The 14,928-nt window shown below is 32.7% G+C and carries 19 protein-coding genes, 2 rRNA genes and 2 pseudogenes; 4 read left to right on the forward strand and 19 right to left on the reverse strand.

Annotated elements, in window-relative coordinates; genetic code table 11:
• From A9G47_RS01050 to A9G47_RS01065, 4 genes and pseudogenes are all read left to right on the forward strand, one after another.
• A 23S ribosomal RNA gene (locus A9G47_RS01050) occupies positions 1-543 on the forward strand; the annotation flags it as partial.
• 170 nt (positions 544-713) lie between these two features.
• Positions 714-829 (forward strand): 5S ribosomal RNA (gene rrf / locus A9G47_RS01055).
• 399 nt (positions 830-1,228) lie between these two features.
• Positions 1,229-1,432, forward strand: coding sequence for a hypothetical protein (locus A9G47_RS14420; RefSeq protein ID WP_218057399.1), 204 nt, complete (start codon positions 1,229-1,231; stop codon positions 1,430-1,432).
• A gap of 143 nt (positions 1,433-1,575) precedes the next feature.
• A pseudogene (locus A9G47_RS01065) lies at positions 1,576-2,750 on the forward strand (IS256 family transposase).
• 147 nt (positions 2,751-2,897) lie between these two features.
• On the opposite strand, the gene A9G47_RS01070 reads toward A9G47_RS01065, so the two are convergent.
• From A9G47_RS01070 to A9G47_RS01135, 19 genes and pseudogenes are all read right to left on the reverse strand, one after another.
• Complete coding sequence (locus A9G47_RS01070; protein ID WP_065641959.1) at positions 2,898-3,275, reverse strand: SMI1/KNR4 family protein; 378 nt, start codon at positions 3,273-3,275, stop codon at positions 2,898-2,900.
• A 94-nt stretch (positions 3,276-3,369) separates the two neighbouring features.
• Positions 3,370-3,729 carry a hypothetical protein gene (locus A9G47_RS14760; protein ID WP_141674479.1) on the reverse strand — a complete coding sequence of 120 codons (360 nt, stop codon included), beginning with the start codon at positions 3,727-3,729 and terminating at the stop codon, positions 3,370-3,372.
• 6 nt (positions 3,730-3,735) lie between these two features.
• Complete coding sequence (locus A9G47_RS14765) at positions 3,736-3,954, reverse strand: RHS repeat-associated core domain-containing protein (RefSeq protein WP_218057404.1); 219 nt, start codon at positions 3,952-3,954, stop codon at positions 3,736-3,738.
• A 186-nt stretch (positions 3,955-4,140) separates the two neighbouring features.
• Complete coding sequence (locus A9G47_RS01075; protein WP_065641960.1) at positions 4,141-4,575, reverse strand: hypothetical protein; 435 nt, start codon at positions 4,573-4,575, stop codon at positions 4,141-4,143.
• Entirely contained in the window at positions 4,575-4,940 is a 366-nt protein-coding gene (locus tag A9G47_RS01080) for a hypothetical protein (protein WP_065641961.1), read from the reverse strand. Before A9G47_RS01080 ends, A9G47_RS01075 begins: the two co-directional genes overlap by 1 nt.
• A 230-nt stretch (positions 4,941-5,170) precedes the next feature.
• On the reverse strand, positions 5,171-5,341 hold the full coding sequence (locus tag A9G47_RS14120) for a hypothetical protein (protein WP_176700630.1): 171 nt from the start codon (positions 5,339-5,341) through the stop codon (positions 5,171-5,173).
• A gap of 216 nt (positions 5,342-5,557) precedes the next feature.
• Positions 5,558-5,923, reverse strand: coding sequence for a hypothetical protein (locus A9G47_RS01085; protein ID WP_065641962.1), 366 nt, complete (start codon positions 5,921-5,923; stop codon positions 5,558-5,560).
• Positions 5,924-6,213: 290 nt separating this feature from the next.
• Positions 6,214-6,381 carry an RHS domain-containing protein gene (locus A9G47_RS13395; protein ID WP_081303484.1) on the reverse strand — a complete coding sequence of 56 codons (168 nt, stop codon included), beginning with the start codon at positions 6,379-6,381 and terminating at the stop codon, positions 6,214-6,216.
• Between the two features lie 112 nt (positions 6,382-6,493).
• Positions 6,494-7,084, reverse strand: a complete 591-nt coding sequence (locus A9G47_RS01090; protein WP_065641963.1) for a hypothetical protein — start codon at positions 7,082-7,084, stop codon at positions 6,494-6,496.
• Between the two features lie 398 nt (positions 7,085-7,482).
• Complete coding sequence (locus A9G47_RS13400; RefSeq protein ID WP_081303485.1) at positions 7,483-7,614, reverse strand: RHS domain-containing protein; 132 nt, start codon at positions 7,612-7,614, stop codon at positions 7,483-7,485.
• A gap of 112 nt (positions 7,615-7,726) precedes the next feature.
• Positions 7,727-8,317 carry a hypothetical protein gene (locus tag A9G47_RS01095; protein ID WP_065566958.1) on the reverse strand — a complete coding sequence of 197 codons (591 nt, stop codon included), beginning with the start codon at positions 8,315-8,317 and terminating at the stop codon, positions 7,727-7,729.
• A gap of 632 nt (positions 8,318-8,949) precedes the next feature.
• On the reverse strand, positions 8,950-9,180 hold the full coding sequence (locus A9G47_RS01100) for a hypothetical protein (RefSeq protein ID WP_065579963.1): 231 nt from the start codon (positions 9,178-9,180) through the stop codon (positions 8,950-8,952).
• Between the two features lie 392 nt (positions 9,181-9,572).
• Positions 9,573-10,037, reverse strand: coding sequence for an Imm9 family immunity protein (imm9, locus tag A9G47_RS01105; protein ID WP_065566960.1), 465 nt, complete (start codon positions 10,035-10,037; stop codon positions 9,573-9,575).
• 334 nt (positions 10,038-10,371) lie between these two features.
• Positions 10,372-10,545 (reverse strand): annotated as a pseudogene (locus A9G47_RS14770) (RHS repeat-associated core domain-containing protein); the annotation flags it as partial.
• A 465-nt stretch (positions 10,546-11,010) separates the two neighbouring features.
• Complete coding sequence (locus tag A9G47_RS01115; RefSeq protein ID WP_065566957.1) at positions 11,011-11,367, reverse strand: hypothetical protein; 357 nt, start codon at positions 11,365-11,367, stop codon at positions 11,011-11,013.
• A 325-nt stretch (positions 11,368-11,692) separates the two neighbouring features.
• Positions 11,693-12,145, reverse strand: a complete 453-nt coding sequence (locus A9G47_RS13410; protein WP_081297875.1) for a hypothetical protein — start codon at positions 12,143-12,145, stop codon at positions 11,693-11,695.
• A 276-nt stretch (positions 12,146-12,421) separates the two neighbouring features.
• Entirely contained in the window at positions 12,422-13,033 is a 612-nt protein-coding gene (locus tag A9G47_RS01125) for a hypothetical protein (protein WP_065566956.1), read from the reverse strand.
• A gap of 428 nt (positions 13,034-13,461) precedes the next feature.
• Entirely contained in the window at positions 13,462-13,806 is a 345-nt protein-coding gene (locus A9G47_RS01130; RefSeq protein WP_065579962.1) for a hypothetical protein, read from the reverse strand.
• Between the two features lie 348 nt (positions 13,807-14,154).
• On the reverse strand, positions 14,155-14,916 hold the full coding sequence (locus A9G47_RS01135; RefSeq protein WP_065579961.1) for a hypothetical protein: 762 nt from the start codon (positions 14,914-14,916) through the stop codon (positions 14,155-14,157).
• Positions 14,917-14,928 lie beyond the last annotated feature (12 nt).

Below are 14,928 nucleotides of genomic sequence, written 5' to 3' on the forward strand. Positions count from 1 at the left end.
GACGGCTCGAGCAGGTACGAAAGTAGGTCATAGTGATCCGGTGGTTCTGAATGGAAGGGCCATCGCTCAACGGATAAAAGGTACTCCGGGGATAACAGGCTGATACCGCCCAAGAGTTCATATCGACGGCGGTGTTTGGCACCTCGATGTCGGCTCATCACATCCTGGGGCTGAAGTAGGTCCCAAGGGTACGGCTGTTCGCCGTTTAAAGTGGTACGCGAGCTGGGTTTAGAACGTCGTGAGACAGTTCGGTCCCTATCTGCCATGGGCGTAGGAAAATTGAGAGGGTTTGCTTCTAGTACGAGAGGACCGAAGTGAACGCACCGCTGGTGTTCGGGTTGTGATGCCAATTGCATTGCCCGGTAGCTACGTGCGGAATAGATAAGTGCTGAAAGCATCTAAGTACGAAACTAGCCTTGAGATGAGTTTTCCCTGAAGAGATTCAGTAAGGTCCGTTTGAGACTAAGACGTAGATAGGTCAGGTGTGTAAGTGTAGTGATACATTGAGCTAACTGATACTAATGAACCGAGAGTCTTAACCTTACAACTCGGAGTTGTTTTGGAGTTACGCGATAGGATGATTGAAGTTGATGATTGTATAGAGATTGACTTTAAATTGTTTAATAAATGAGAGAGCAGTTTGTTCCGGATTGAGAGATTGTTGTGGATATGAGATAATACACAGTAATTGAGAGAAGAGAAGACAGGATATGTCTGGCGGTAATAGCGCGGTGGTCCCACCTGACCCCATGCCGAACTCAGAAGTGAAACGCCGTAGTGCCGATGGTAGTGTGGGTATTACCCATGTGAGAGTAGGGTGCCGCCAGACTTTTAAATTTAGTGAAGCCCAGCAGTGATGCTGGGCTTTTTTACGTTTGGTATTTTATTTAATGGAGCGCTTATTTGTATAGTAATATCTAGAGTGAGTAGCCCGAAGAATAACGTATTGAAGATGATAAGTTGATGTTGAATTGATGTTGGAATGAAATGAGTTCATTAATCATTGATAAAAAACCGAATTATCCATGTCCTATTTACCGCACAGTTCTCTAACTGGAACAACCAGCCTCAGCTTCTTTTAAAAAGCTACGGTTTGATGTTCAGTCATTTTTTATAATTAAATCCCTCTTTTGTTTTTATCATAGAGAATTTTCTACTTTTTTACTGTACTATTTTAGAGGAGCAGTTACAAGAGCAATTGAAAGACTCTTCAAAGGGAAAATTCCTAATGAAGCTATTGAAATTATTAGATGGGGTTGATTTTATGCCGGCATTATCTGAATATTCAGATATATCAAACACTGTATTCAATATATTGGATAAAAAAGGGTACCAAATCTGGTATGACAAAAGATTAAAAATGTACTGTGCCGAAAGAAATGGTTGGGATTTTATGGCAGATTCCCCCGTCAGGTTTACTAGGTTTAGTTAGTATTTATGAGTTTAAACAACCAGCTATATATAAAGAATATTGGTGGAAAGATGACAATAAAAGTTTACTAGATAATTTAAGTAGAAAAAAACCTAAATACATATCAGTAACAGATAAAAAATAGACCCTGTAAATAAAAATGGATAAAAAAATTAAAAGAGTTAGCGACTGAGTTAGCTAAAAACATAAAAATTCAAGACGATTTGGGTAAATTAACCTGCTTTTTAAATAAACTTATCATTGAGGCAGTGTTAAATACGGAAATAATCCAACACTTAGGGTATGATAAACATCATAAAAAGTTAGGTAGTAATTATCGTAAGGCTATAGTAAAAAAACAGCCATTAGTGATGATGGTGAGTTAGAACTATCCATCTCACGGGATAAAGAAAGCTCATTTGAACCACAGTTAATAAAAAATATTAAACTCGGATTGATAAAATCAACCATCAAATTCTATTCCTGTATGCCAAAGGCATGACCGCACGAGAAATTGAAAAACTTTAAACAGATATATGATGTTGATATCTCTCTAGCCTTGATATCAAAGGTGAGCGATGCGGTTAAAAGGCAAGTGATTGAGTGGCAAAATAAACCGTTGGATACGCTTTATCCCATTGTTTACTTAGGCTGTATTGCGGTCAAAGTCAGACAAGATGGCTGTATTATCAATAAATTGATTTTTCTAGCTTTAGCCATCAACTCTGAGGGGGAATAAAGAACTATTAGGATCTTGGATAGCTGAAAATGAAAAGGCTAAGTTTTGGTTATCGGTTTTAACTGGACTGAAGAATCGAGGAGTGGAAGATATTTTAATTACTTGTATTGATAGTTTAAAAAAGTTTTCCTGATGCAATTAACACCGTTTATCCCGTGTCTGTACCTTGCATAGGGTGGGTAATAGTTTAAAGCTTGTTAGTTGGAAATACTATAAAGCATTACTAAAGATTTTAAAGCAATTAATCAAGCTAGAACCGAAGAGTAAGCCTTACAAGCTTTATCTCACTTGAATCGATGTGAGATGAAAAATATAGCTACATAAGTCAATTATGGCGATGTCATTGGGATAATTTGACAGCCTATTCGAAAAATATTTGTAAGGCAATTTACACCATCAATGCCATAGAATCACTGAACAGCATCATTCGCCATGCTATCAAAAAACGCAAGTTTTCCCGACGGATGATTCGGTGAAAAATGTGATTTATTTAGCTATCCGACAAGCATCAAAAAATGAGCTATACCGATCCAAAACTGGAAAAGCGCAATGAGCCGGTTTATTGTAGAATTTGGTGACAAAATTACCCGTTACCTCTAACTGGCAAATACACAAAATTGAGGATAGTGTCTTTTCTATCGGTTAAGACACTTCTCCATAATCATTTTCAAGACATTATATTTTAGTTGTAATTCTTAATTCTATAAGAAAATTATATTGTTAGTATTATTTATGTTGAAAAATATGTCATTCGATATATTTCCCTAAATGATAAATATCAGTTGCCTCGTTATTCATTTCTAAAGAGCCTAAAGCACCTAAATCTAAACTATATATATTATCAGACTCATTATTTTTCTTGACGTATATAAAATAGCCTACATCACCATCTTGACCTATTAAAAAATAATTGGGTGCAATGTTTTGTATACTATATACATCATTTCTTTCTTGAATGTCATATATGTTATATATGTATATATATTCTTCTTTTTCAGTGATTAATTCATACGGCTCTTTATCTTGAACCTCTTCTGACAAAAATCGTACATATAAACTTGGAAATTTGATATTCATTTCTTTTTCAAGAGTATACAATATTTCTATAATTGATTTCTTTTCCATAAAAAATTTACCATTCAATTAATATTCTATAAGTCAAAAAAAGGATTATTTATATTAGCATTTCTAATGCTATCGAAATATTTGTAAGAATCATTTAACGCTTTTTTGCTTGTGCTTTAGGTACACCGGCGTGAAGTATTTCTCTGTAACTTATATTGAATTCTTGTTTTAAGGTTGTATTCCATTCTCCATTAAGTGAGTTTCTAGTTCTTTGTGCACGACTAATGTTAGCATGTAGTAAACCAGAAAAAGATTGTAATAATGCCGCTGGTGCAACATTTCTTCGATAACTAGTTATATTTCTTTTAGTCCAAGCAGCTTGTATTGGATGATGGCTTTGTACGAATGCATCAGATCTAGTGTTTTTATGGCCTGAAGCTCTATTTGCATTAGGCGATAAGTTACCATGTATGTTTACATCGCCTTTTTTATAGCCATTTGGAGCTTTACATATTAATCCCTACGATTTGATTGGCGCATATTGATACAGATTAAAGCTACCCAACAGTCCAATCAAACCCAGTTGTGTAAAGCGTCCTATATCCGGATTATCGTACCTGAAAGTATTGTAATGTAAACTGGTTTCACTGTCTAAATATTGTCCTTGATATCTGAGATTCTGTTGTATCGGTAAGTTCTCCCCGACAGCCGTGCAGATCGGTGTGGAAATAGCGGATATGTTGTTCTTGGTTGCCGTCTGTGCCTATACGTGCTAGCGGTTCGTAGCTGTTCTGGTCGGTATAGATATATAGGCTGGTAGGATGATTCGGGCCGGTTTTCTTAATTATTGTTAAGCCATCTCACAAGAAGTAGGTATGGTTGTAGAGCTCGCTTTATTTTGATTTTGAGGTATTAATCAGGTCGCTTAGTCACAGAATATATATACATTTAAACCATTATTAAATGATTTTTCCAGAAAATCAATAAAATGAATAATTGATTCAAGCTGTAGCTTTTTTGTTTTAATAAGGCTTTCTAATTCTTTTATTAAGGGCTGAATTTCTCCATATAAAATAGTAGTATCAGCATAGTAATCATCAAATTTTTTTATTATTGGGTATTGATTTAATGGTTTCGCATTATTGAAAAGTTTATCATAATCAGACTTCTCAAGTGAAAATACCGGTGTGTTTCCATCTATTTTCTTTTGATTATTTGATGCCATAAAATCCAAAGCCATAAATACCTCATGTTCTAATTGGATGGGATTGTTGTAACCTTGTCTACTGTGTTTTTGGCTTACCAGTCGTTTAGAGGTATCGTAAAAGAAATTTTTTACTTTTTTTAATGATGAATTCATTAATCATAGACACCAATCTCTTCTGCTTTTGCAATTAACTCATCTTGCAATGAACCTTGTATTTCTTCTCCATCATACTCAAGCATGAAATCACCACTAATATTCGGTGGGAAATGTGTACCGTCTATGGTTCCAAAAACCGCAGACATTGTATCTACTATTACTATACGCAGAAAATTAAAAATCTTTTCTTGGTCTTTATCTGATAGCTTTGTGATAATACTTCTTGCTCTTGCAAAAGGATCATTAACGTTTGTAGATTCACTTGAATCACTTAAATGAATTTTATAATATTCAAGTGCATCATCTAAAAGTTCAGATAAGAGTGAGGTAACTACTAATTCATCTTTTCTTATTTTAACCATTTAACAACCTCTTTTTCTATTAGGCTTTGCTTTATTCATTTCTGGATACATTTCTTTATTTTTGGCGATTAATTTCTGAAAAGCGCTATTGGGTATTTGTGGGTAACCCCTTCTTAGCTTACGTATATCTCTAGCTAATAACTTTCTAATACTACTAAATTGTTTTCCTGTTTTAGAGTTAGTTTTACTACGTGCAACAATTCCAACTTCATCTTTAAGGAACCAATGTTCTAGCTCTGGGAACTAAAGTAGCAGGGATCATACCCTTTGACAAGATTTTGCATAATTGCTTTTTGCCTTATATGGTGAGCATTCATTCCTAAATGATCAACTCTAGTCAACCCATTAGGCGTATACTCATACAGTTTAAACCCAGCGACTAATCCAATTGGGGCGGGCATAGTCAAGACCCTACATCCGAACCTGAAAGTTTTGTAATGCAATCTGGTTTCTCTGCCTAAATATTGTCCATTATATCTAAGGTTTTGCGCTACTGATTCCGTGCTCAATTTCCTGAATCCGTTTACTCCAGAGCTGGTAGCGGCATACTCTCAGTATTTTGCTATTTGAATCGGTTAACTTTTCCGGTTTTATCCCTAATATATATGTTGCTATCTTTATATTAAATATGGTTCTAAGTAAAAATCACTATCTACGAAACAATACTCTAGCCAATATCCAGATTCTTTACTGTATCCCTGTAATATAAGATTATTTTTTTCAATAAATATTTTCTGAATATATTCAAAAAACTCTAATTCATGTCTAAGTAACTTTTTTTGTTCAAAACTATTATTCAAATCATTGACAATAAAAACGTTTGCTTGGAAAAATGACCAATTAAAAACTGACAAACTAATATTACTGATGTACTGTTTTTTCTCTAGATCGTAGACTGACTCAAAATATATCTTAATTTTATTAGAAAATATTTTAGTTTCCAAAATATTACAATCTGCTATTTCTATATGTTGTATATTCATTTTTTAACAACTTATTTTTTATGATCAGCCGGTGACTTTGAATTAACAACGTTACCGTTAATATTTAAAGAGTTTCTTGCCTTATCATATTGATGGCATGATAGTATAAAACACTTTATCTAGCGGATCTAATTTAGCTACTATTGTTCTGATGTCTGTATATTTCCAATGTGCAAATGCATCATCAGGGGATCCTCCTTTCCATGAAATGTTTTCTACTTTTGATAAAGTATGGTAATGTAAGCCAGTTTCTCTGTCCTAATACTATCCCTGATATCTGAGGTTTAGCTCTACTGAGTTGTGCTCGATTGCCTGAATGTGCTTCCCAAGAACTGAAAGCTGCATTCCCAGACGATGTCACTATTTGCATCGGTTAACTTTTCTGGCGCACTATTTGGGTCGGTATGGAAGTAGACTGTTTCCTCATCTTCACTGTTTCTTTTGTCTATGCGTACCAACGGTTCGTAGCATTAACAGTCTAATATCGTTATTTCGATACTGGTAATGCTCATTAGGTATTTATCTGATTATGTGCAAAGCTTAATGATAGTATTGTCAGTCAATGATTATTTATGTTGATTGTTCAAAAGTCATATACGTATTATTTTTTTCATCTAAAAAAATATATAAGTAAGAAATATCATGCCTAATTTCGGTTATATCCAATTGGCCTATAAAAAATAACGGTTTATTTTCTACTGTTGGCCATACTGGAGATTGGAGCCATCTGGGTTTATTTTTTAAAAATTTAAAATCATTTTTAATTTCTAATTTTAAAGCTCTTTCTAACTCTATTCCAGATTTATCTTTATGTTTATTAAAGATAAACTGAAAATAAGGTTCAGTCAAATTTAACCATCGTGGTTGAATTTTCATAAACAGGTCATATTTTTTCTTATATTCATTATTTAACGAAAAGCTAATATTTTTTTTTGTAAGCAATTTTGAAAGTAAACCTTTACTATTGATTTCGCCTGATGGTAATAAAATATCAATTTCAATAAGATACAAAAATGCATTTTGTGAATTAGTGTATGGAGGTATTTGAGTTTCCTTAGATAAAAGATCTTCCATATCCTTATTGTAATAAAGTTCTTTTTGAAAATCCTGCGGAGAAAGTGACCCTTCCAAATAATTTTTTATAATATCTATAGAGTTCATTTTTTATTACCTCCTAGCGGTCTAAATTTATCAAGAGCCGTATGCTGTTCTCTAGTAGCCTCACGAAGACTTCCAATATCTGGTTCTTACTACATTCCATGAAGAGGTATCACCATTAGGCAATGACTTATCGATAGCATCACCTCTCTTTCATATTTTGAATCGTACTTTGCATGATAATCCCTACGGATCTATCCAAGTCAATCCATTAGTCGCATACTGATACAGATTAAATTCACCTAGCAACCCAATTGGGTCAGGCTAGATAAAGTGGACTATATCAAGGCATAATACCTAAAAGTATTGTAATATAGCCCCGTTTTTCTGTCTAAATATTGGCTCTGATATCTGAGATTGTGCTCTATTGATGTGAGCTCAATCTCCTGAATGCATTTATCCTAGAGCTGAAAACTGCATTCCCAGATGATGTCACCGTTTGCATCGGTTAGCTCTTCTGGCGCACTATTTAGGTCGGTATGGAAGTAGACTATTTCTTCATCTTCACTGTTTCTTTTGTCTATGCGTACCAACGGTTCGTAGAATTAACAGTCTAATATCGTTATTTCGATACTGGTAATGCTCATTAGGTATTTATCTGATTATGTGCAAAGCCTAATGATAGTATTGTCAGTCAATGATTATTTATGTTGATTGTTCAAAAGTCATATACGTATTATTTTTTTCATCTAAAAAAATATATAAGTAAGAAATATCATGCCTAATTTCGGTTATATCCAATTGGCCTATAAAAAATAACGGTTTATTTTCTACTGTTGGCCATGCTGGAGATTGGAGCCATCTGGGTTTATTTTTTAAAAATTTAAAATCATTTTTAATTTCTAATTTTAAAGCTCTTTCTAACTCTATTCCAGATTTATCTTTATGTTTATTAAAGATAAACTGAAAATAAGGTTCAGTCAAATTTAACCATCGTGGTTGAATTTTCATAAACAGGTCATATTTTTTCTTATATTCATTATTTAACGAAAAGCTAATATTTTTTTTTGTAAGCAATTTTGAAAGTAAATCTTTACTATCGAATTCGCCTGATGGTAATAAAATATCAATTTCAATAAGATACAAAAATGCATTTTGTGAATTAGTATATGGAGGTATTTGGGTTTCCTCAGATAAAAGATCTTCAATATCCTTATTGTTATAAAGTTCTTTTTGAAAATCCAGCGGAGAAAGCGAACCCTCCAAATAATTTTTTATAATATCTATAGAATTCATTTTTTATTACCTCCTAGCTTTCTAAATTTATCAAGAGCCGTATGCTGTTCTCTAGTAAACTCACGAAGACATCCAATATCTGGTTCTTACTACATTCCATGAAGAGGTATCACCATTAGGCAATGACTTATTGATAGCATCACCTCTCTTTTATATTTTGAATCGTACTTTGCATGATAACCCCTACGGATCTACCCAAGTCAATCCATTAGTCGCATACTGATACAGATTAAATTCACCCAGCAACCCAATTGGGTCAGGCTAGATAAAGTGGACTATATCAAGGCATAATACCTAAAAGTATTGTAATATAAATCCGTTTTTCTGTCTAAATATTGGCTCTGATATCTGAAGTTTTGATCTATTGATGCGTGTTCAATTTCCTGAATCCCTTTACTCCCAGAGCTGATAATTTCTTCATCTTCACTGCCCCTTTTGTCTATATGTGCCAGAGGTTCGTAGCAACTCTGTCCGGGGTAGATATACAGGCTGCTGTGCTATTTAGCTGATGTTTTTCGATATGCTAGCCAAGAGCATCGCAGATATTGGAATGCCAATATCTTTTCAAACAACAAAATTAAGAAAGAGTAATGAAGATTATTATTCAATAAATTCTAAAATATATTTCTAAATTAACTATATATAGCTAACTCAGGCTTACAAAAACCTATAACAAAATCCATTAATTCTAAAATAATATCTTCTTCGTCAAGATACCTCAGGTTTTGTAAACAATCATACATGCAAATCTGTGGCATGCCTTTATTTTTAAAATCAACTAATACCTTTCTAATTTCCAATAAATCTTTATTTGAAGATATTTCTTTTTTCATATAATCAAGGAATTTCTGTTGTTCTAGCATTTTATCCATTTACTTTTTTAATTAGCCAATGCTGTTTGGTATTTTGAAAAGAAGCATCGACTGTTTAGGTTGAATTGCGCCATGTCCTGATTTGTTTTGTACGTGCTGCAAATCATTACCAATGATCTGTTACATACAGGAATATCCCTATTAGGGCTAGCACTCAATGTTCTAGCTGAGTCTACAACTTTGGATTTACTTTTCTTTTTTGTCATTCTTCGAAATATGTCTGAATAATTTAATCCCCATGCTTCGATACAAGTCAACCCATTAGACGCATACTGATACAGATTAACGCCACCTAGCAATCCGGCTAAATCAGTGAATCTACATGTATCAGGATAGTATCACTTTGAAAGCCCGTTATTCTTAATAACTTCATTATTGTGATTTCAATTCTGCAATTTTATTCTCTTGCCACCACAGACAATACCTTTCGTAAAAGCTAAACCTATTGCACGTTTTGCACTTTCAAAAATATAACTATATAAACTCTCGTAGTTTTCAAATTCAGGATCTAAAATGAAAAAATTTTCATTTAACGGTTTAAAAAAACTTTCTTTTACTTCTCTTAATCCATATGGAGCCTGGTTTTTATCAGGAATGCAAATAGAGATAGAAATAACATACTCCTTATCTGATGGATAGCGCATTGATCTTTTGAAAACCCCAATACCATTTGTAGCCCGAGAATTAATCATTATTAAAATACGCCACCCATTTAAATCTAAAATATTTATTCGCGGTAACAAGTTATCAATATATTTGTTCAATTCTATCCACATGAAATGCATATTCACATTGTCATTTATTTTTGGTACTTCAGTAGGCAATGACACCATGATTTTTTTTCCCATAATATACCTTGTAAAATAGTTAGCACCACTTGTTCTTTTTAGTACTGGGTCTATAACGTTTGTCTTTTTCTCGATTGGGTGGCAATTCATGTTTTAATATTCTTAAAAGCCTAACTCTTCTTGCCTCAATTCTTTTCATTTTACCTTTAGTTATTCCTCTATAAGTACGGACTACTTTCGATTCTGCATTGCCAAAGTTAGGGGCTTTTCGTACTTTTCTTATACTCGTATAAGCACGTCTATTATCCGCCAACCATTACATCTTCTGCTTTACTAATTCCTGTTTTAGCACGGCGTTTAGATTCCTATCCATTACATCATATAAAACCCAATCTCAATTAGTGTCATTACTATTTTTATACCATCCAAGTGTATCAATCCAAGTCAGCCCATTCGGCACATACTGATACAGATTACACCTACCTAGCAGCCCAATTGAGTTGGACTGGGTAAAGCGTCCTATATCTGGATCATAGTACCTAAAGGTATTGTACTGCAGTCTAGTTTTTCTGTCTAAATATTACCCATGATATCTGAAGTTTTGCTCTATTGGTTTGTGTTCGATTTCCTGAATGCGCTTACCCTAGAGCTGATAGCTACATTCCCAGAGTTATTCGCCGTTTGCATCGGTAAGCCGTTCTGGTCGGCGTAGAAGCAGCGGATATATTGTTTTTAATTGCCGTCTGTGCCTATACGTGCCAGTGGCTAGTCGTTGCTCTAGTGGGTGTAGATATTCAGGCTACTGTGCCGATTCGGGCAGGTTTCCTGTATTATTGTTAAGCTATCCCATAGGAACGGGTACGGTTGTAAGGTTTGCCTGTGCGCCTGACTGATGTTTTTCGATACGTCGACCTAAGGCGTCGTAGGCGTAGTTGTAACGCTGGTTGTGGCTAGCACTTTGTTTGTTTTTGAAGCAATAACTCTCTATCTTACATATATCTAATTATTGAGCTAACTTCTATAATTTTATTTTTTAGTAATATTTAATTTCATATTTACCAATTACATCAAAAATATGATCATAAGTGCTGAGTACTATACGTTGCCTTCCTTTTTTATGCACCTCATCAACTAAATCAAAACTAGATTTTAAATATTGCTCATAAGGATACTCATCCATTCTATAAATAAATAAACTATAAATATCACTGAAAGTAAATGTAACTTTAACTTCTGGAACATTCGATATCTTCGGTTTACAGCCTGATAATGCTAATGACGTATTAACAACTAAAGTAAATGGTATACATTCTAATTTTACGTCAGATAATATTAATGCACTTCGCGCATAAATTATACCGTATTTTGTTTGAATTTCTTTTGTATTCATATTATTTACACCTCAATTTTATTGATTTACCACTGGTTTTAGTTGTAAAACGCCACCATAAAGTAGCTGAAGACAGATCCACTTAAGTAGCCCATCTAGATGGAGCCTTAGAAATTCCAGCCTTTTTAGCAGTATAAAGGCGCCTATTATCCAAACTAAAAACGCACCTTGCGATAATAACTTTGTTTGTATATCAGTGGGTAAATCAAGCTTTTTTATTTTTCTAATAGTCTCTCGATTATTTATGTATGAATGATAATAAGGCTATGTATAAGTTTATTCACTTTTTTATCGTTAAAGATTGTAAATATTGCCGATTTTTTGATTAAAGTAATGCATATATTTTCTTTAATTGTCCACAATATTTCTTACTATACGGTATTTTTATTTTTTTTAGATAATTAATTAGGTTATCAACATCGTTAGTAAGTAAATAATACTCTAATAAATGAATAATAAGAAAATTTTCATAGGGTGCATTAACTGAAATAGTGACATCCTTTTCATCATTCCCTTCTTGTTCATCTGGTTCATCAAAGAGAACGACAAACTTAATCGCTATATATTTCAAAAAAGAAGCAAGATTATTCGACAATATGTTTTTTAAATCAGATAAAGTGGCACCAGACAAATTTATTTCATTTGCATCATATTCAAACAATACCGATGGCAATTCTTTTCCGTTTGTCGTAATTTTATATTTTTTCTCTAATTTATCTAATGCCGTTTTATATAATGAGCTATTTATAAAATCTCGAATTTCATTAATGTTTATCATTTATCAACATCTCTTACTATATTTATAACACTATAACCAATGTGTTTATATGGATTGCTTTATGCTTCCATGAGGTTTATTTGGCAATCATCATCATGATTAAATCACTTTTTACTTTTATCATGGCGAGTTTTCTACTCTTTTGTTGCACTATTTTAGAGGGGCGTTACAGCTTAGGTTATAATAAACAGATACATTATCTCCCTACAAAATATTAAGGAAACTATTACTATTAGCACATTTATAAATTATTGTTAGATAGTTATATTAAAATAATTATGCCGTTTGAACAAAAAAAAGTCCTGCATTATTAAAATCATCAATTTTCTTTTTTAGAAACAAATATCCAATAGCATCAGATAAAAATAAAGCTCCACCATCATGAACGGGAATATCTGATGAATATAATTGGCCAATAAAATCATATTCATTTAGCAATTTTTCACAAGCCACAATGCCATTGGGTATTTTATTTGACAAAAAAGAAAATGCTGGGTACTCATTATTCTTTAGTTGTGTCTTTTCTAATTCAAGATATTGAGGAACAAGACTATTACTATTTTCACGTAATTTTGATGTCTCAGTTAGTGTAACTCTGGTAAATCCTGATTTTAAATGATCAAGTTCTGCATCATCACCGAAATAAACAATATCGTCCAAAAAATACCTATTTTCATTATATGTTGAAAATACGGAAATATATTTAGCTTTAGGAAGATTAATTCCACTAATAGAATCAGATAATTTATCATTATCGATTGTGAATAATAATGTTAAATTTTCACCTAACGGATTTTGGGGCCAATTGCCGTCAATAAATGCTCCTCCACCAAATTTGATACCACTATTTTCGTTTGATGAAGGTGTAAGCTCATATACTAGGTGCATGATATCTCCATTAACATTTGCTAATTTCTTTATGAATTTTTACGATTTTTCTTAGTATACCAATTTTCTTTTCAGGAACACCAGCTCTTCCCTGTGCTTCATAGTTATTCTAGTCGGTATAGATATACAGCCTGCTGTGCTGATTCGGGCTGGTTTCCTAAATCACTGCTAAGCCATCCCACAGGAAGCGGGTACGGTGTAGGATTTGCCTGCGTTGTCTAGCTGATGTTTTTCGGTACGTCGACCTAAGGCGTTGTAGACATAGCCGTAACGCTCACTAGCTTGGGTATTCGATGGATACTTCGGTCAACATGTGCTAAACATTGTATTTTAATCTTAGATTTTGGCCAAATCGACTAATCTATATATTAAAATGCCTTGATTTGATAGTAATATAATAAAATTTTAGATAATCGTAGTATTTAATTTTATAAATTCTTTAACTCTCTAATTTTAGCTAAGCCTTTTTCCAAACGACTAATATTTTCATACTTATTTTCTACAGTACTTTTATCTAAATATTTAAGCCATCCAGATACATATTTCCTGAATAAATCAAAACCATCTTCCGTAACAGCAGATTTCATTAATATAAAATCAGTTTTCAAATTTCCCTCTAGATCAAATGGCTCTACATTAATTAGTAAATGGTTCTCTTTGAGAAACGTTAATAAACTAGTAGATAATCTTATTATTTGGTTTTGATATTCTTTACTTTTATTTGCGCCTAATAACATAGGAATATTATGTAATTCAAAATCTTCATTATTCATTATTTTGCCTTATAACTTTTGATATACTTTCAATTTCGATCAGTTCGTTAGTATTTTTATTTTTCACATATATACTTCCTGTACTATGTATCCGAGCTTCTTTTGCTAATTGTTTGTACTTAGAGGCAGTTTTACTTGTTATCTCATAAGGACGCCATTTTCCATTTGTCTTTTAACCACAAAGTCGACTCTATGTCGTTCACCTGTTATAGGATTTTAACTGGTTTGGCACCCGTTCATTTTTTAGAGTTTGATGGGCAGAATCAATCGCTACCTTTAACTGGCAAATACACAAAATAATATAGAATGGTGTCTCTCAATTTTCTATCTAAATACTAATCTATTATTTTAATTTTCAATAATATCTTGATATAGTTCAATTAAGTCATTATTGTTACTTTTTAGGCATTTATTCATTAATTTGATTTTTAAGTCTGAGAAATTTAAGTATAGTAGTAATTCAGCTAATCTTCGGTATATAAAGTCATCGAAAGAAGCAAGGTAATGATCCAACATACTGCATAATTTATGTTTTACGATTTTATTCTCTTTAAATTTGATTAATATATCTCTAGCTATAGGAATATTATCAATATTGCCATCGACTGATATGTCTATAATTATAGGAATTAATATTTCTAATTCTTCGTCATTAAAATCATCATCTCTTATGAATCTTAACGCTGTTCCTTGTTCTGATAATGTGTTTAATGCTAATAGTAATTGTTGGAAAAAACATTCTGATTTTCTAAAATAATATTTAGAAGAAAATAAATTTGTTTCAGATTCTTTTAAATTAAACCATTCTATAGAAAAAATTGTATTATCTTTCATTTTGTTACTACCATACTCACAAGAAATTGAGTTAAATAATTTTTTAAATTCATTCATGAATATATCACGTTTAATACCTAATCCATTAGGGAATGATTTTCCTTCAGGTATTGTATAGTAATGTTCAGTTAATGGAGACTTATTAGGATCTAATGTGGTTGATGCACCTTGCGGTAATTTTTTATCAACCTGAGGTTTTACCATACCAGTGCTATCAGTATCAATATCTTTGCTTGCTCTTGGTTTTTGGGCTTGTTTTTGTTTCCAAAAGCACACAATTCATTATTT

The sequence above is a fragment of the Gilliamella sp. WF3-4 genome, from assembly GCF_001690275.1.
GTDB lineage: Bacteria > Pseudomonadota > Gammaproteobacteria > Enterobacterales > Orbaceae > Gilliamella > Gilliamella apicola_C.